General features: G+C 46.0%; 18 protein-coding genes. 8 read left to right on the forward strand and 10 right to left on the reverse strand.

Annotated features, from left to right (window positions below; translation table 11 throughout):
* Window positions 1-174: 174 nt before the first annotated feature.
* From FKW31_RS16385 to FKW31_RS07125, 3 genes are all read left to right on the forward strand, one after another.
* Window positions 175-498: a hypothetical protein gene (locus FKW31_RS16385; protein ID WP_238332768.1), complete on the forward strand. Its 324-nt coding sequence runs from the start codon at window positions 175-177 to the stop codon at window positions 496-498.
* Between the two features lie 39 nt (window positions 499-537).
* Window positions 538-798: a hypothetical protein gene (locus FKW31_RS16390; protein WP_238332769.1), complete on the forward strand. Its 261-nt coding sequence runs from the start codon at window positions 538-540 to the stop codon at window positions 796-798.
* A 127-nt stretch (window positions 799-925) separates the two neighbouring features.
* Window positions 926-1,816, forward strand: a complete 891-nt coding sequence (locus tag FKW31_RS07125) for a LysR family transcriptional regulator (RefSeq protein WP_238332770.1) — start codon at window positions 926-928, stop codon at window positions 1,814-1,816.
* A 42-nt stretch (window positions 1,817-1,858) separates the two neighbouring features.
* Here FKW31_RS07125 and FKW31_RS07130 read toward each other — a convergent pair whose 3' ends face one another.
* A complete protein-coding gene (locus FKW31_RS07130; RefSeq protein WP_089179633.1) occupies window positions 1,859-2,734 on the reverse strand; it encodes an arginase family protein in 876 nt (291 codons plus the stop codon).
* Window positions 2,735-3,034: 300 nt separating this feature from the next.
* On the opposite strand from FKW31_RS07130, the gene FKW31_RS07135 reads away from it, so the two are divergent.
* The 3 genes from FKW31_RS07135 (at window position 3,035) to FKW31_RS07145 (ending at window position 5,144) form a co-directional block, all read left to right on the forward strand.
* Window positions 3,035-3,454 (forward strand): MFS transporter, encoded by a 420-nt coding sequence (locus FKW31_RS07135; protein ID WP_006115811.1) that lies wholly within the window; start codon window positions 3,035-3,037, stop codon window positions 3,452-3,454.
* Window positions 3,455-3,475: 21 nt separating this feature from the next.
* Entirely contained in the window at window positions 3,476-3,709 is a 234-nt protein-coding gene (locus FKW31_RS16395) for a hypothetical protein (protein ID WP_238332771.1), read from the forward strand.
* A 409-nt stretch (window positions 3,710-4,118) separates the two neighbouring features.
* Window positions 4,119-5,144, forward strand: a complete 1,026-nt coding sequence (locus tag FKW31_RS07145) for a PD-(D/E)XK nuclease family protein (protein ID WP_150178187.1) — start codon at window positions 4,119-4,121, stop codon at window positions 5,142-5,144.
* A gap of 223 nt (window positions 5,145-5,367) precedes the next feature.
* Here the strand turns inward: FKW31_RS07145 and urtE are convergent, their stop codons facing one another.
* Genes urtE through urtA form a run of 5 tightly spaced genes read right to left on the reverse strand, consistent with a single transcriptional unit; the run spans window position 5,368 to window position 10,912 of the window.
* Window positions 5,368-6,063, reverse strand: a complete 696-nt coding sequence (urtE, locus tag FKW31_RS07150) for an urea ABC transporter ATP-binding subunit UrtE (protein ID WP_063354630.1) — start codon at window positions 6,061-6,063, stop codon at window positions 5,368-5,370.
* A 38-nt stretch (window positions 6,064-6,101) separates the two neighbouring features.
* The gene (urtD, locus tag FKW31_RS07155; protein WP_150178188.1) at window positions 6,102-6,842 is read right to left on the reverse strand and encodes an urea ABC transporter ATP-binding protein UrtD; all 741 of its coding nucleotides are present in this window, start codon (window positions 6,840-6,842) and stop codon (window positions 6,102-6,104) included.
* Window positions 6,839-7,978: an urea ABC transporter permease subunit UrtC gene (urtC, locus tag FKW31_RS07160; RefSeq protein WP_150178189.1), complete on the reverse strand. Its 1,140-nt coding sequence runs from the start codon at window positions 7,976-7,978 to the stop codon at window positions 6,839-6,841. The genes urtD and urtC overlap by 4 nt, the downstream gene beginning before the upstream one ends.
* Entirely contained in the window at window positions 7,975-9,579 is a 1,605-nt protein-coding gene (gene urtB / locus FKW31_RS07165) for an urea ABC transporter permease subunit UrtB (protein WP_150178190.1), read from the reverse strand. The genes urtC and urtB overlap by 4 nt, the downstream gene beginning before the upstream one ends.
* Complete coding sequence (urtA, locus tag FKW31_RS07170) at window positions 9,572-10,912, reverse strand: urea ABC transporter substrate-binding protein (protein WP_150178191.1); 1,341 nt, start codon at window positions 10,910-10,912, stop codon at window positions 9,572-9,574. Before urtA ends, urtB begins: the two co-directional genes overlap by 8 nt.
* Before the next feature lie 139 nt (window positions 10,913-11,051).
* Between urtA and FKW31_RS07175 the strand changes: the two genes are divergently transcribed.
* On the forward strand, window positions 11,052-14,369 hold the full coding sequence (locus tag FKW31_RS07175) for an ATP-binding protein (RefSeq protein ID WP_150178192.1): 3,318 nt from the start codon (window positions 11,052-11,054) through the stop codon (window positions 14,367-14,369).
* Entirely contained in the window at window positions 14,366-15,253 is an 888-nt protein-coding gene (locus FKW31_RS07180; protein ID WP_150178193.1) for a DNA-binding response regulator, read from the forward strand. Before FKW31_RS07175 ends, FKW31_RS07180 begins: the two co-directional genes overlap by 4 nt.
* 31 nt (window positions 15,254-15,284) lie before the next feature.
* Here the strand turns inward: FKW31_RS07180 and FKW31_RS07185 are convergent, their stop codons facing one another.
* From FKW31_RS07185 to FKW31_RS07200, 4 genes are all read right to left on the reverse strand, one after another.
* Window positions 15,285-15,734, reverse strand: a complete 450-nt coding sequence (locus tag FKW31_RS07185) for a hypothetical protein (protein WP_063354636.1) — start codon at window positions 15,732-15,734, stop codon at window positions 15,285-15,287.
* Between the two features lie 50 nt (window positions 15,735-15,784).
* Window positions 15,785-16,735 carry a porin gene (locus FKW31_RS07190; protein WP_170315294.1) on the reverse strand — a complete coding sequence of 317 codons (951 nt, stop codon included), beginning with the start codon at window positions 16,733-16,735 and terminating at the stop codon, window positions 15,785-15,787.
* 527 nt (window positions 16,736-17,262) lie between these two features.
* Window positions 17,263-17,877, reverse strand: coding sequence for an urease accessory protein UreG (gene ureG, locus FKW31_RS07195; protein ID WP_006115797.1), 615 nt, complete (start codon window positions 17,875-17,877; stop codon window positions 17,263-17,265).
* A complete protein-coding gene (locus FKW31_RS07200; protein ID WP_150178211.1) occupies window positions 17,874-18,539 on the reverse strand; it encodes an urease accessory protein UreF in 666 nt (221 codons plus the stop codon). Before FKW31_RS07200 ends, ureG begins: the two co-directional genes overlap by 4 nt.
* Window position 18,540: the final 1 nt, after the last annotated feature.

The following is an 18,540-nucleotide window of genomic DNA, read 5'->3' on the forward strand; positions in this document are numbered from 1 at the left end:
ACGGCGGCAACACGGGTTCGAATCCCGTACGGGACGCCAAGTTTTTCAAGGACTTGCAGCAGGTTAATCTGAAAATCGTTGATTTTTGAGTCAATCCCCAGCCAAACTGGGAGAGGAAAGCCGTTACCCAAGGGCGTCTGGTATCGTGGCCCCAACCAATATCAGGCCCGCAGGATGATGAACTGCAAACGTCATCGCGAAACCTTCGCGTCAGCCAGCCTTGCTCGCCGCTGGCTCATGGACGTACGAGCCAAGACGCATGTGGGCCAACTTGAACCACCCGCACGTAAGAGAAAACAGAGATTAGAGGACGGCGAAGAAGACGAACTTCTGCGGGCTGCTTCTCAGCCCGACGGGATTTTCAAGCATTCTCCTGATGTAGTATGGCTCATCAGGTGGTCGATTGAACAAGGCAGCCGCTTAGGGGAATCCTTCAGTTTGCGCTGGCAGGATATAGACTTCCACAGGCAGACCTTCCCTCGCTCACGTGAAGAGTGACAGACACAAAGAAGAACTTGATCCCGAAAGCGGGCCACCATGGAAAAATTACCTGACCAAAAAGATATTGTCTTTTCGGTAGGAGAGAGAAAAATCTTTTCTGTCCTGTTCGGTCTCATGACCCGGCAAGCCGGAATTCAGGATTTGACCTTTCATGATTCACGTCATGAAGCCACATCGCGGTTGGCCCGCTATCTGAACCCGATTATACTGCCCCAGCTCACGGGCCATCGCGATCTGAAGTCACTCAATCGCTACTACCAGCCCGTGCCCGGAGATATCGCAAACAAAACACGCTAGCTGCCTGTCAGGATAATCAAAGGTAACCAGAGCGCGTTTAAAAAAAGCCTAAACTATGATTCCAAAAGCATTTATCGTTAAGATCATCATTGATGATTAAGTGATAAAACAGAGTTCAGGTCAGCAAGTGTCACGAGAAAATTTTAGCGAACTGCTTTCTTTTCTGGCAGTTGCCCAAGAACGGAGCTTTACAAAGGCGGCAGCCCGCAGAGGTGTCACGCCCTCTGCAATAAGCCACACCATGCGTCTTCTGGAGGAACGACTAGGCGTCACTCTTCTGACGAGAACAACACGTCGTGTCGTTCCCACGCCTGCGGGAGACTATCTGCTGCAAAATATTCAGCCGCTTTTCGACGAAATCGAGAACCGAATGAGCAGCCTTGACGAATTCCGCAAATGTCCCAGAGGCAATCTCCGGATCACCGTGACAGATGAATCTCTGGGCTTCTTTCTTCGACCTCGTATTGCAGATTTTCTAAAGAATTACCCGGAAATCTCCCTTGAGATCTCAACGGATTTGCGCCTGATTGATATTGTGGATGAAGGTTTCGATGCGGGCGTGCGCCTTGGAGAACTGGTGACACAGGGGATGATTTCAGTGCCTGTATCGCCTGACATCCCATTTGCGGTTGTTGGGTCTCCGACCTATTTCAAAAACCATGCCATCCCCAAAACCCCGGCCCGTCTGCAAGAGCACAACTGTATCGGTGTTCGTCTACCCACCCATGGAAAGATTTATCCGTGGCGTTTCAGACAGAAAGGAAAAGACCTGAAATTTCAGCCTGTCGGTCAATTTATCTGCAACAACGTGTTCGGTGCGCGCGATGCCTGTCTGGACGGTATTGGACTCTCCTACATTCCTAAAATTGTTGCAGAAGAACACATCCAGAATGGCAAACTGATATCAGTTCTGGAACCCTTCTGTCCGACGCATCTGGGGTTTCATCTCTTCTACCCCCGACACCATCGCCATTCGATGCCTCTGTCGCTGTTTATCGAGGAAATGAAAGTAAAATGAGAAAGCCTGCTCTTAAGAATACAGGCTTTCTGGCGCGAAGGTTTAACTGCCGATAAGAGGAAGCTGCTTAAGCATTTCCTGCAGGTTCAGGGCATCCCAGGGCATGTGTTCGGCAATTGTCATACCGACCACTTCTTTTTCAGTCGTCACTTCCTGAATCAGTTTCAGAACGTCGGGAATGTTGAGTTTTCCCTCAGCAACGTCTCCAAAATCATGCTTGCCACGACCCGGTTTTGCAAAAAGCAGAGAACGGAAGTTATGCGGATCCAGCACATCAAGATCCAGATGAATAGCAAGCACTTCAATCTGACTGTCTTTTAGCCATTCCATAACCGGCTGTGCACCATCACGCACCTGCTGAGGTGAACATGTCCGCAATCCATGATCCGCAATGAACTGGGCTTCGAACGGAAGTGGATCATGAATGCCCGCAATCATCACATTCTTTGCAGGAACCGGCTTTGTCACTGCCTTTGTCAGGTCGGGATCGCCATGGCCTAACAGAGCCCCCAGAACGTGTGCATGTGCGTTCATATACTGCTTTGGGGTCTGAACGTCTGGATGGGTATCAATCCAGAGCACCCCCAGCTTATCGCCATAGCGTTCTGAAAGCCACGAAAAAGGCACGAGTGAGACAAGACAGTCCCCGCCCAGAACCGCCAGTGACTTCGGTTGATGACGTTCAATGATTGTCCGGGCTTCTCCGATTTGTTTCAGCAAGACACTGCGTCCACGCATTTCATTCTCGACTGGCAGAGGGACGTCTGTCGGAGCGTCAACCGGAACTTCCTCAACAGGTCCAGCAGAAGGAGGAGCCAGCCAGGCCAGAAGTTTTGACCCCAGATAATAGGGAGGATTATCTCCGCCTTGCCACTGAGGGAAAATAAGTCTCAAAGTTTGGGAATTCTGATCCGCCATGGAAGACCTCCTGTCAGGTAAGTGCATGCGGTATGCCTCGGCACCGATCAGACAACTCGCCATCGCGCCAGATGTGAGGGCGATTATCTTTCTTCTTTCGTAAAAAATCCGAGATTTTCCAAACCGCTTCATACAATAGAGTATTTCATGAGAAATATAGAATTAATAGATGTTTATTACTGAAATTTACTCACAAACATTTTGATAAAAAACTCTATAGTCATGCAGCATTTGATTTCTCGGGAGCTTTCTCCTGGTCTCCAGAAACTGGCCATCCTGTCTCTGGCGTTGGGATAATTTGTGTCAGTCACCACTGAATTTCTTCCTGTAGGTATCCTGCCTGATATTTCGACAACATTTCCTGTAAGTTCCGGAACGGCCGGGCTTACCATGACAGTTCCTGGAATGATGGCAGCACGTTCCGCTCCTGAGGTCATGCTTTTTTCAGGGCTCATAGATTGTCGCAGGATTGTTTTATGGCTCTCCCTTATTCTGCTCGCAGGTTGCCTGATTGCCATCATGGCACCGACATTTGCAGTGATACTGCTTAGCCGGGCACTGGTCGGTATCAGTCTTGGTGCATTCTGGGCGATGGGCCTTTCTGTCGCAGTAGAACTCGGTGCCAAGGAAAAGACGCATAAGGCAGCCGCGGCTGTTTTTGCAAGGGTCAGGGCAGCCATGATCCTTGAGGTTCCAATGGGATCTCTTGTAGCCGAGTAATCATCCTGGCACGGAGCATTTGTGGCCGCCGCAATCATCGCCATTGCCGCTTTAGTCATGCAGTGGAGAATGCTTCCAACTGTTCCAGCGAAAAGCCATGTCCGGCTCACTGACTTCAAAGCATTCGTCTGGATACCCGACGCACGGAAAAGTATCGTTATGATCGCTACCGTTTTTGCAGCACATTGTGCAGCCCAATCTTTCGGGGTTTTCCAAGAGAAACCTCAAAAAATTATTCTCCGTTTTAAACCCTAAGCTGCTTATGATGCTTCCCGTTTTCTGTTTCACCACAATCAAACAACCACGTTGCACTCTGATGGAAGTGTCATCATTCAATTTGTAGCAAGCGGATCACTTGAGATAGCAAATCACCTTTTCACTTGGGCAACACAGTCGAAATTGTTGAACCCCACTTTCTTCGGGAAAAACTCTGCGAAATGCTAGAAGCAGCATTCCAACATCACAAAGCTACGATCATTTCTGACGCATTGAACCATTAAACACTTTTTTATGAGTTCATTTATGAGAGTAAAAAAACAAAGAGGAAAAGAATAACATTCTGCTACCATATGTTCACCAAAAACGATAGAACACCATAAAATGTAAACATGCATTACTTATTGCATTTACACAAAATGAATATCTTTATGAGGATTAATACCCTATGTTTGATAATACTAATTTATTCCGCTGGGCAACATCAGAGTTATCACAAGATGCTTTTATTTGCTGGCTGTTAAGTTGGGCTGATAGCTCATGTGCAAGCAAAGACCTTAAAATGCATAATGCAGGAAAAATATTTGTTAATTACTTACTTGAATTAAGCAAAGAGAACCCCATTTCAAGTGAAAATATCGTTGTTAAAAAACAACTTGATTCAGCGGACATTGTTGCTGAAATTGGCAAAAATCTCATTCTTCTTATCGAAGATAAAACTGATACTGCCGAACATGGTAACCAATTAGATCGCTATAAAACTGCAATCCAAGCCCGTTACCCCAACCGGAAAATCTTACCGATTTTTTGCAAAACAGGAAATCAATCGAATTATAAAAAAGCAAAAAAGTCTGGATACAACCTTCTTTTGAGAAGGGATTTTTTGAATGTTTTAATAAAAATTAAAGAAAGTGGGTTAGAAAACTATATATTCAATGATTTTTTATCGTTGCTTGATTTTCGTGAAAAAGAAACGCAAAGTTTTCTCCACCTTCACCCTAACGACTGGTCCCGTTATTCTTGGCAAGGTTTTTTTCTCTCTCTTCAAGAAGTTTTTCCGGATCTTAATTGGGGATATGTTGCCAATGCACAAGGCGGATTTATGGGAGCTTGGTGGCATTTCGGGGCTTGGTCTGGCTGGCAAACCTACTTGCAAATAGAAGAAAAATCTCTTGTCATGAAATTAGGTTGCTGGACAGAAAAACACCTACCAGCCGCCCGATCGTCTGTTAGAAACAGATGGTTAAAAACGCTTAAAGCCGCAAACAAAGAGAGCGATATAACAATAACTCCTCCAGTAAGGCGCGGGAATGGACGTTCTATGACAGCAGCCCTTGTCAGTTCGGAAAGCAACTGGATACAACTCGATAAAAATAAGCTCATTGATTTTGATGCCACGGTGACTTTCCTACGTAAAGCAATGGCAGTAATTGATAAGGCCCGTAGTGATTTAACTTTTGCTGATAATAAGTAAGAAAAGTATTCCATTTATCTTTTGTAAAAAATCAGAAATTTACAGGGGGCTATTTTCTGCCTCCTGTAAAATCTCATAATAATTTAACGAATTATCTTGATTACCCCACGGGTTTACCCACGAAGTGAACCCTCTGCCACTTAAGGCAAACGGGTTTGAAGCCCGTACAGAACACCACGTTTTTCGTAACGCTTGCAGAGGATTTTCTTAAAGTTCCACTCCCTCAAATCGCAATGTTGGCGCGCACTTCTTCTGCATCCATTTCTGCAACTTGCCCAGAAAGTATAATTTTACCTCTATCCATAACCTCTACGGTATCAGCAAGATTAAATGCAAAATCAAAGTATTGTTCCACCAACACAATGGCCATGTCTCCACGATCTCGCAACATAGAGATAATAGTACCAATGTCCTTGATAATATTGGGTTGAATGCCTTCTGTTGGTTCATCCAACACCAAAAGCCGAGGGCGGATAATAAGGGCACGTGCAATAGCCAACTGCTGTTGCTGCCCGCCCGATAGGTCACCTCCACGTCGATTAAGCATTTTTTCCAAAACAGGGAACAGTTCAAAAACTTCGTCTGGTATTTTTCTGTCTCGCCGTTTTAGAAGGCCATACCCGGTTTCAAGATTTTCACGCACACTCAGCAAAGGAAAAATATCGCGCCCCTGCGGCACTGTCGCAATGCCCCGCCTTGCACGTTCATAAGCGGAAAGGCTTGTGATATCCTCTCCCTCCCATACAATCTTACCCGAACTGACAGCATGCATACCTGTAATGGCACGCATAAGGCTGGTTTTACCAACCCCGTTACGCCCCAGCACACATGTAACCTTGCCTGCGCATGCTTCTAAAGAAATACCTCGCAAAGCAATGGCAGCCCCATAATGCAGATGCACATCCTCAACCCTCAGCATAAGGACATTCTCCTTTTCTGCATTTACGGTTCAGCATTTTAGCGTCCAAGATAAACCTCAATAACTCTTGGATCATGACTGACATCTTCCAAATTACCTTCCGCCAGAACAGATCCTTCATGCAACACCGTTACTGTCACCTCTAATGCACGCACAAAATCCATGTCGTGTTCTACAACGACCACACTACGTGTTTGGTTGATCTCTCGGAGCAACTCTGCGGTTGCCATGGTTTCTGCTTCTGTCATGCCCGCTACGGGTTCATCCACCAAAAGCAAGTCTGGCTCCTGCCCTAACAGCATGCCTATTTCCAGCCACTGCTTCTGCCCGTGGCTCATCCCACCAGCCTGCCGGGCAGCATGATCTTTCAAACGGGTCGTTTCCAGAATCTGGTCTATGCGCTCCTGTTCTTTACCTGAAAAACGCGCAAGCAAAACAGAAAACGGTGCACGAATACCACTTAAAGAAAGCAATAGGTTTTCTTGCACAGTTAACGCTTCGAACACTGTTGGTTTTTGAAATTTGCGGCCAATTCCTAAACGAGCGATTGCTGGTTCATCCAGTTTGGTCAAGTCACCTCCACAAAACCGAACTGTGCCTGTATCTGGGCGCGTCTTTCCCGTGATGATATCCATCATCGTCGTTTTGCCTGCACCATTTGGGCCAATAATTGCCCGCATTTCCCCTGGATGCAGCGTCAGGTTCAATCCATTAATAGCCCGGAAACCATCAAAAGCTACGCTAACATCACGCATTTCCAGCAAAGGTGTTTGACTCACGCCTCTTCTCCTTCCGGATTAGAGACTTCAGGCGTAACTTCCTCCGGCTGCTTTTTGACAAGATGATACCGCAACCCCATAAGGCCCTGAGGGAGAAAAAGGGTGGTAACAAGAAAGAGTAAACCAAGCCCATAAAGCCAAAACTCTGGCAACCATGCGGTAAAAAGTGTTTTACCGAAATTTACCAATACAGCCCCAAGCACAGACCCTGACAATGTACCACGCCCACCCACGGCAACCCAGATAACAGACTCAATAGAATTGGCAGGAGCAAACTCACTAGGGTTAATAATACCCACCTGTGTGACATAAAGAGCGCCGCCAATGCCCGCTACCATGGCCGAAAAAACCCATATCAGCAGCTTGGCCTGTTCTGGACGGTATCCTAAAAAACGCGTGCGGTTTTCTGCATCTCTTACAGCCACCAGCAGATAACCAAATCTGCCCGATACAAGCCACCGAGAGAGCAGCAAACACCCTGCCAACACAGCCCCAGTAACCACTAAAATTACTGCGCGTGTAAGAGGTGAATGCAAATCCGCCCCTAAAATATCCTTAAAATCTGTTAGGCCATTATTGCCGCCAAAGCCTAAACCATTCTGAAAAAATGCCAACATCAAAGCATATGTTAGAGCCTGCGTGATAATGGAAAGATAAACACCCGAAACACGAGAGCGAAATGCTAACCAGCCAAATACACCAGCCAGAATACCCGGCACTATCAGTACCAGTAACATCACCCATGCAAAATGATCACTCCCCCACCAGTACCATGGAAGTGACTTCCACGATAAAAAGATCATAAAATCTGGCAAATTGGGATTACCATAAACGCCACGGGTGCCAATTTCCCGCATGAGGTACATGCCCATGGCATAACCACCCAATGCAAAAAATGCTGCATGCCCCAATGTAAGAATACCTGCAAAACCCCATACAAGATCAACAGATAAAGCAAGAATAGCATATGCCAAATACTTGCCTGCCAATGAAACAACAAAGGCTGAAACATGGAGTGGATTTGCTTCTGGAAGTAAACTTGCACCCGCCAACACAATCGTAACCGCAAATGCCACTGCAGCCATACGTATGGTGCCGGAGAAAGACTTTGTGGTTGAAGGTGACAGCGCGTTCATGACTCTACACCCCGACCACGCACAGGGAACATACCTCTCGGATGCCGCTGAATATAGAGAATAACCAGAACAAGAATGGCAATTTTAGCTGATACAGCCCCAATAGTTGGTTCCAGTATTTTTCCGCCCATACCAAGTGTCATGGCCGCAGCTAATGTGCCCCACAGGTTACCAACACCACCAAATACCACCACCATAAAGCTATCGATAATGTAAGACTGCCCCAAATTAGGGCTTACATTATCAATCTGGCTTACAGCCACCCCGGCCAAACCAGCAAGCCCAGCCCCCAGCCCAAAAGCCAACGCATCTACACGCGGTGTACGTATCCCCATCAACGCTGCCATACGGCGGTTTTGTGTAACGGCACGCATTTCCAAGCCAAGTGATGTTTTGCGCATAACCAGCATAAGCGCGCCCAGAACCAAAAAGGCAAAAACAAAAATTGCCAATCTGTTTAAGGTAATATCCACACTCCCAAGCATCCATGATCCAGAAAGCCACGCAGGTGTTATAACCGCGATATTGGTAGGCCCGAAAATAGACCGAATAGCCTGCTGAAGAATGAGAGAAAGCCCCCATGTTGCCAACAGAGTTTCCAGCGGTCTGCCATACAAAAAGCGGATCAAACCGCGTTCGATAAGAATACCCAGCAAACCACACACACAGAACGCAACAGGAATTGCCACTAAAAGGGAAACAGGCTCTAGCCACGGAACGGTTGCCCGAATACCCTGCTGCACCAGCCATGTTGTATAGGCGCCAATCATCATCAGCTCACCATGAGCCATGTTGATCACACCCATAACGCCAAATGTAATGGCAAGCCCAGTTGCAGCCAAAAGCAATACAGACCCATAGCTCAGCCCGTAAAAGGCATTTTGCAATACGCTCCATACACGCTGTTTCAAATCTATGCTGGAAACAGTTTTTGCCGCTGCCTTTCGCACTTCCGGTGTTTCATGATCAGATGCAGCCACAACAGCAAGTAAGCCGCGTGCTTCCAGATCTCCTGCTGAACCAAGCGTTTTTACAGCAGCCAAACGTGTAGCATCCTGCCCTGGTTGCACAGGTTGTGCCAACATTGTCGCCGCATTTGCCTGTTCAAGTTTCAACCGAACATGACTGTTCTTTTCACGCTCCAGAGCATGATGAATAACCGGCAACATGGCAGGATTATGCTGCGCATACATTTGTGTTGCGGCTTTTAAACGCACTGCATCTTCTGGAGAAAGCAATTCCAGTTCTGCAGTTGCGCTCGCCAAAACCTGGCGAACATGATTATTCATCCGCACAGGTTTAAGATCGGCTGGTATATTTTGTACAGACTGACCGGTTCGGGCATCAACATAGGTTGTGCCTGCCCGAATAAAAACCCCACCCGCAGGAGAATAAACTAGATGCCGTTTTTCCAAGGCATCTATAACCGCTCCAGCTTGCGGATTACCAGAAGCCACCATAGCCGAAACCGTATCAGCTATGGTATTAAACTGGCCACTTTCCAAACCTGAAAATTCGTCTGCTGCTGCCCCTCGCACTCCTGAAAATGCAAGCAGTAAACAGACAACACCAGCCCACAGAAACTGGCTGAATCTACGCATGCTTTTTACCAATACACGTTTTAGTGGCTGTATTATAATTCCCACACGAAATTGGCTTGCTCCAGTCTCCGATCAGATTTTTAGTTTCTGGCACCCACGGAGACCAAGCCTGCCCAGCTATTGTGCTGGGTGTTTTCCAAACAACACTAAACTGACCATCTTCCTGAATTTCACCAATATATACAGGCTTTGTGAGATGATGATTAGGTAGCATTTGCGCTACACCACCCGTAAGATTAGGTTGGCGAATACCTATCATGGTATCTATAACTTTATCATGATCTGTAGTGCCTGCTTTGGTTACGGCCTGCACCCACATATTAAAGCCAATATAATGGGCTTCCATTGGATCATTTGTTGTACGTTTTGGATTTTTTGTAAATTCATGCCATTGCTTGATGAATAACTTATTTTCTGGCGTATCAATGCTTTCAAAATAGTTCCATGCGGCAAGTTGCCCAACCAATGAGGTTGTGTCCATACCTGCCAGCTCTTCCTCACCTACGCTAAATGCCATTACCGGAATATCTGTTGCAGACACACCTTGGTTACCCAGCTCCTTATAAAAAGGAACGTTGGCATCACCATTAATAGTGGACACAACAGCAGTTTTTTTGCCAGCCGCTCCAAACGCCTTAATTTGCGAAACAATGGTCTGCCAATCAGATTGCCCGAATGGTGTATAATTCACCATAATATCTTCGTCCTTAATGCCTTTGGACTTCAGGTAATTGGCAAGAATCTGGTTTGTGGTCCGAGGATAAACATAATCTGTGCCAACTAAAGCAAAACGTTTGGCGTTACCGCCCTCTTCGCTCAACAGATAATCTACCGCCGGAATAGCCTGCTGATTAGGCGCAGCACCTGTGTAGAAAATATTACGGCTACATTCCTGCCCTTCATACTGCACCGGATAGAACAGAATACCGTTGAGTTCTTCAAACACCGGCAACACAGATTTACGGGAAACACTGGTCCAGCACCCAAACACAGCATCTACTTTATCAACAGAAAGAAGCTGACGGGCCTTTTCAGCAAATAGCGGCCAGTTTGATGCCGGATCTACTATCACTGGCTCCAAAGGACGCCCCAGCAAGCCACCTTTGCGGTTTTGCTCCGCAATCAGCATGAGCATGACATCTTTTAGTGTTGTTTCACTAATAGCCATTGTCCCTGAAAGGGAATGCAAAATACCCACTTTAATGGGTTGCCCGGTGGGAGCTGCTGCCAAGGCCTGGCCTGGCCGATATGCTGCGCCTATGGCTGCAACTGATGATGCCAGGGCTAGGCGCCCAAACGCACGACGGGAAAATTTTGGCAAGATGTCGGACATAAGAAAGCACTCCAGTTGCTGCTAGACCCTACGTCAGCGCATCATGGTGTATTTTCCTATACGCATGATTGCGTATAGCCCCATACGGCTCTATGTTACGATACTATAACAAGATATCCAGAAGATCAGGAATCCGCTTTTGCCTCATGATACCAGCCACCTGCGTATCGTGCGTACTCGCAGGGCATATAATCGCTGGGCAGCAGACCAGACTTTTGAAGATTATGCACTGCGCTTTACAGCCCGAAGCGCCCGCACTGCCACCCCCATGCGCGCAGCTTTTACTGCCTTGGGGTCTATCTCGTTTCTGGCACTAGAAGCTATCGGGGGTACACTTACACTCGCTTTTGGCTTCACCAATACAGCTATTGCCATTACATTTGTAACGGTTCTTATTTTTTGTATCACTCTACCGTTATGTGCAACGGCTGCAAAAGCTGGCCTAGATGTAGATCTTTTAACGCGCGGAACAGGCTTTGGTTATATTGGATCAACTGTTACATCGTTAATTTACGCCAGTTTTACATTTATCTTTTTCGGCTTAGAAGCTGCCATTCTGGCGGGCACCTTACACATTCTTCTCAATATTCCATTATGGCTTGCCTATCTTGCATGTGCGGTAGTTATCATCCCACTGGTTGCACGAGGTATAACATTTATTGCAAAATTTCAGATTATTACATTCCCTATATGGTTTTTTCTTAACCTTCTACCGTTATCCATACTTATTATACAACACCCACTTTGGTTAGCTGAGTGGACACATTTTTCTGGGCTGGTGCAACACACATCAGGAATTGATACTCTCGCTATTGGCAGTGCAGCTTCTGTTATGATCGTTCTGGTTTGCCAAAGTGCAGAACAGATTGATTTCTTGCGCTTTCTTCCTCCACTTACGGCACAGAACAAACGGCAATGGTGGAGTGCTCTGATTTTAGGTGGCCCAGCATGGATTGTTCTGGATGCAGCCAAGCTTCTTGCCGGATCATTTCTTGGATGGGTTGCTTTACGTGCAGGTTTTTCACCTTTACAGGCCACACAACCTGGTTTGATGTATCATTTGGCATGGAGCAGTTTTACGCCCCCAGAGCTTGCTACAGCCCTTACGATCGCTTTGGTGGCTGTGTCTCAAATCAAAATCAATATTACAAATGCGTATGCAGGATCTCTCGCTTGGTCGAACTTTTTCTCCCGACTTACACATTCTCATCCTGGGCGGGTCTTTTACGTTCTTTTTAATATTACCATTGCCCTGATTCTTATGGAAGCTGGATTGGTAAACACAATCCAAACAGGTATCATCTTTTATGCCGTTCTGGCATGCGCATGGATTGGTGTTATCCTTGGGGATGTGACCATTTGCAAACCTTTAAAGCTTTGCCCATCAGAAATAGAATTTAAGCGCTCATTGCTGCCGGATCTCAATATTGTTGGCATTGGCGCTTGGGCTTTAGGAGCAGGCATTGGCACCCTTGCCATGTCTGATTTACTAGGGGCGTATGCCGCTGCTTTTGCACCATTTCTAACACTCTTTGTTGCCTGTGGCACAACGCCTCTTCTGGCTTATCTTACCCATGGACGCACTTACACGGCACGCAAACAGCCCGCAGAATGGAATACCCAGCCGATTATGCGCTGCGTGATCTGTGAGCATGAGTTTGAAGCCGAAGACATGACGTCCTGCCCAGCATATGGGGGTACCATTTGTTCCCTATGTTGCTCGCTTGACGGGCGATGTCATGATCGTTGCAAACCTATTGCAACTCACCTTTCTTACCAACTCACTGTCCCATTGCGTACCTTACCTTCCAAATTTAGGCGCATTCTTGTTTCTCCGGGTGGACGATTTGTATGCCTCCTTATCTGTATTATTTTTGTGCTTGGGTTTCTTGCGCACAAAACCGGTCTGCCGTTTGATGGCACATTGCTCATTGTGTTTCTGGCCTGCGTTATAGGCGCATGGCTTTTAGTTATGGCGCAGGAAGGCCGTAAAACGGCAACACGGGAAACACTGCATCAAACACGCCTGTTGATGAACGAGATACGTGCACGTATGCGTATGGATCAGGCATTACAAAATGCACGTGAAAAAGCAGAAGCTGCCAGTTTGGCAAAAACGCGCTACATTAGCGGTATCAGCCACGAAATCCGCTCTCCTTTAAATGCAATCATGGGGTATATCCAGCTTTTACAGCATGACGCACGTATGCCTCCAGAACGGCAGAAAACACTCAGTATCATGCGGGAAAGCGGAGATCATATCACAAGCATTCTTTCCGGCCTGCTGGATATTTCGCGGATTGAAGCAGGACGCATTGAATTACATTCTGACACAATCCCACTTGCCGCTTTTTTAGAATCTGTCGCTCAGATGATGCGCCCACAAGCACAGGCAAAAGGGCTAAAATTCTACTGGAAGCCCCAGTTTTTACCATCTGTTGTAACATGCGATGAACATCGCCTCAGGCAAGTTCTGCTCAACCTGCTTTCAAATGCAATTAAATATACACAACAGGGTTCTGTTACTTTTTCTGCCCGCTGGCATGCACAAATTGCTGAATTTACTGTAGAAGATACAGGTTCCGGAATTGCCATAGAAGATCAAGAACGTATTTTTGATCCTTTTGAACGGGCAGCAGCAACAGCCAATATTCCCGGCACTGGGCTTGGGCTTACTATCACTAAACTTTTAACAGAAGTGATGGGGGGAGAATTGACCTTTACCAGCACAATGGGCAAAGGGTCTTGCTTTAAATTACGCCTTATGTTGCCAGATAAAGATATTCAACTTTCACCGATCCTGCCGGCTTTTCCCATCGGATATGAAGGGCCAAAACGTACAATCAGTATTGTCGATGATAGCTCCAGCCACCGCCAGATTATGCGGGAACTCCTTGAGCGCTGCGGCTTCAATATACGAGATTTTGAAAATGGACGGGAATGTCTGGACTGTCTTGATCTTGCATGCCCAGATTTATTGTTACTTGACCTGACAATGCCTGAAATGGATGGGCGCGAACTTGCGTTGCGTATTCGACAAACTTCTGCAACCCATATTCCTATCATGTTTCTAACTGGCAACCTTGTAGAAAGTGCCAACCGGCATGTGGCTTCCTTGGAGGATTGTCCTGTTATTGGAAAACCGGTTAATCTTTCAATCCTCATTCAGGAAGTCGGAAAGATTCTTTCTTTATCATGGATCTTTCCAGATTCTTATATAGATGACTACCCAAAACAAGCTGAATTTCAGAAACCTACTGACCATTTACCAGAAAAAGAACGTCTTGATTTGCTAGCTGCTTTGAATAGAGGCAACCTAAAACAAGTGCGAGAAAGATTAGCCTCTCTGCAATCAGAAAAGCCTATGTTACGGGATATGATTGCCCCACTGGCAAAAATGGCTGCCACCTATCAACTGGAAGCACTTCGCATCCAACTGGAGCAGGACGAGGCATGAAAAGCTCATCCCCCCAACGTCGTACCATTCTAATCGTTGATGATGACCCATCTGTTCTGGGCATGATGGATGAAACACTCTCTGATAATGGGTATTCTGTACTTTTGGCACAGTCTGGAACTTCCGCCCTAGAAGTTGTGGCACGCACAGTGCCCGATCTTATCCTTGTGGATGCTCTTATGCCCGGCATGACAGGGTGGGAAGTATGCGAAACACTGCATCAGGACTATCACCTTTCATCTATCCCACTAATATTCATGACGGGTTTAACAGAAACAGAACACGTGCTTCGGGCTTTTGAAGCTGGAGCAGTTGATTACGTTACAAAACCTTTAAGACTAGAAGAAACTCTCGCGCGTATCAGCGTGCATATAGAAGCGGCAGCTCGTATTCGAACCGCTCAAACTGCACTGGATAGTGCTGGTCGCTTTCTGTTCGCAGCAACTTCAGCAGGTAATCTATTATGGCGCACACCCCAAGCGGCAGATCTTTTAGATAAAGATGAACTTGATTTACCTACCATCCTAAGGCGCTTTTCCACGCTTCCACCACCTGGGCAGGTGATTGACCAGAAGCAGGTCGGTGAAAATGAAGTTCTTATCACCTTTGTGGGTGTTTCATCTACAGATGAACTTTTGTTCCGAATTTCTTCTCATACGCTCTTGCCGGAAAAAACCTTACAGGAAGCACTGAATATAAGCGCTCGGGAAGCAGAAGTACTACTATGGATTTCTCGCGGCAAAACAAGCCGTGATATTGCAGATATTTTGTTGGTAAGCCCCAGAACCATAGATAAACATATTGAACAGATTTATAATAAAACAGGTTTGAGCACACGTTCTGCTGCGGCCGCAACTGCATCCAGGATCCTGCAGCAACAATAAGCAGGACCCTTAGATTTTTTAATGTAGAAGCCTATCGTGCCTGTTCATCCAACAAGCGTTCATCATCTGCATCTGGCAGCGTCATCGCCGGGCACACTTTGTGTTCCTGTGCCTTTCTGATATCTGCAAGCTGTGATTCCAGCTTATTTATACGTTCATCAGAAATATCTTCCCTTAAAGGCTTACCTTCTGGCGTAAGTGTCATGCCGTTCATCACACCAATACCCGGAATAGGATCTAGTTTTACGTAAAATCCGCTATTATCCGTATCATTACCTTTCTTTTCGGCAGCAACCTTTTTCTTCTTTAGAGCAGATACCTGGTCTGAAACCCTAACCTCTTCCGCAAAAAGATGTCGGCAATCAAGGTTTCGAATATCTGACTCTGCATATGCTGCCCCGGCAAAAAGACCACAGAACACTACGAATGCTCCCTTCAGCCCACGGCACATCATGATCTGCATTTTGTTATCTCCCGGCATCCCTTAAACACCCAATTTTTCAGAAAATGATAAGTTCTGAAAATATGATTTTAGTATTGAAGCTGCATACCTAACAGAAAGGCATTTGAGGCTTTTGTTTTGGCTTCGTGATACCTAACATAATCCAACGTAAACCGTAGATTATGACCATCTAATACATAGTTTGCACCGGCATCAAACTGTGTCGTTTTAGGATGCCCTGATCCATACAAATCTTTTTTGAAGCGGAATTCCTGATACCTTACGAGCGGCTGCAAACGCCCCCAGCCCAATGTGTACGGAATAAGGTAAGCTGTACTGGCAAGAAAAGCCGTGCCATCACTAATTCCACCAACATTCCCGTACTCTGCCGCTCTTTGGCGATAACCAGAAGCAATATCCTGCACACCATCAGTATAATACTGATAATAAGCACCTTCTAGCGTATACACACCATGCTTTGCATTTTTCCCGATCTTTTTTTCAAAAAGACCGTCAATATTCCATGCCTTGTAATCACCTTTATCCTGCGCTGTGCCAACGCCATCAGTTTCGTACTGACCCGCCAAACCAATAGCGAGAATATCAGCTTTGCCATAATAAGTGCTGGCGGTATAATAGGCTGGTGATGGTTCTGGATCTAGAAAGTTATATTCCAACCGTGCAGCAAACAAAGGATGCTCACCATAATTTGAGCCTCCTTGTACCCAGTTATGGCCTCGGTACACACCTGCCATATACCGGAAATGGTCTTTCACCAGCTTGCCCCACACTGTAATACCATCATCACGACCAGACCATGCCCCTGGATATTGTGACACAAAGGGAAAAGCATAAGTGCTCAGGAAATATGGGCCATCCAGGTTGGATCGATCACTTGGGGTCAACATCCGCCCCATCCAAACATTAAAGAACTTCCATGGTTCAACCTGAAGAATACCGTCCAAAACATTCCAGTTGCCATCACGCAAACGCTCAAGATTAAGCGTGCTTTTCACATATTTATGAAACTGCGCACCCATATAAATACGTAAGTCATTAGCACTGGCGGCTCCAGAATGTGCTGGGGTAGCGTTGGGATCATTAGATAGGTACTGTCCACGCACACCAACACCTAAGGTAAAAAACTGATCCTTACCAAAGTTAAAGGTTGCCGCCGCATGGGATGACTGCGGCAATGCTGCGCTGACCACGGCACAAAGAGACAGAATTGTTGTTCCACACTGAAACAATTTTGTTTTACGACTTAATGAAAACCGCGATAGCAACGCGACCATGACCTTCTCCCCTGTAGCCATAATTGCCAAATGGCCATGTCGTTACATTACGATAACGAATCTTTTTGGGGGTATGGGTGAAATTACCTAGATCGAATTAGAAACAGAAAACCCAAATATGAACCTACGAAATGATATATATATTGGTTACATGAGATACATTTTTATTTAATATTTTATGTAATGAAATTACAATACCTATGAGCTATAATGTAAAATTTATATAAAATGATAACTCATAGGTATTTTAAATAAGAATGTTATTTTCTTTTCTAGAGTGCTCCACGTTCAATAATAAATTGAGCAATATCTTCCACACCTTCGCCTGCTCGAATATTTGTAAAGACAAAGGGCCGTTGCCCACGCATCTTGCGACTATCCCGATCCATAATGCCTAAATCCGCTCCTACATATGGTGCAAGATCAATTTTATTAATGACCAATAGGTCGCTACGCGTAATACCTGGCCCACCTTTGCGAGGAATTTTATCTCCAGCAGAAACATCAATGACATAAATAGTTAAGTCAGCCAATTCTGGGCTAAAAGTTGCCGCCAGATTGTCTCCACCACTTTCCACCAAAATGAGATCAAGCTTTTCAAAGCGTTCTGATAATTCAGCAATACCAGCAAGATTAATACTTGCATCTTCTCGTATTGCTGTGTGCGGGCACCCTCCTGTTTCTATCCCCATAATACGTTCTGATGGCAAAGAACCTGCTCTAGTCAGAAACTCAGCATCTTCACGCGTGTAAATATCGTTTGTTATGGCCGCAATATTATATACATCCCTAAACCGGCGGCATAATGCATCCATTAACGCTGTTTTACCCGTTCCTACTGGGCCACCAATACCGACACGTAGCGGGCCATATTTTATGTCTGTCATGTTCTAAATAGCCTTGTAACCTGAGTTTCATGGTGCATGGCAGCAAGATCTGCGCAAAGGCATGCTCCACCAATATCTTCGAGTGTGAGGTTCTGGCTTTTCTGAGTAGCTTTCTGCAACGTTGTTTCCAAACCAGCCAATGCCCGCAGTCCATCTGTTTGCCCTAAAGGCACCAAACGCACTGCGGCAGAAACTAACGCAGCAATAGCAGCATACCCACCCGCCAAAGCTGCTTGCTGGCGTGATACGTTACCATATCGAAACACGACACCTTGCGCGACTGGCAAAGGCCAACGGATATGAGACGGAATAATATCCTGTGGAACAACATTCCAGACTGCAGCGGCTTTCTGAAACGCCTCTCCTTGATACACAGTTTCTTCATAACGCTCACGCGATGAAGCACAGGCACAGGCAAACTCAGTAACCTCATATAACTGTGCCTGATTATATGCGGCATCCCAAGCTGCCTGCAAAATTATCTGATCATTCTGCAAACTTCCGTGATGAAGAAGAGCTTCTATCCATTGGCATAATGATGCGACATTATGCACATCGCCATTCTCAACAGCCCATTCCAATCCATGACTATAAGCATAGCTTCCTGTTGGAAATGCTGGAGAGACCCATGAAAGAAGACGCAAAAAATCCTTACCTTCCATG

Source organism: Acetobacter sp. DmW_136 (genome assembly GCF_008690365.1).
GTDB lineage: Bacteria > Pseudomonadota > Alphaproteobacteria > Acetobacterales > Acetobacteraceae > Acetobacter > Acetobacter oryzifermentans.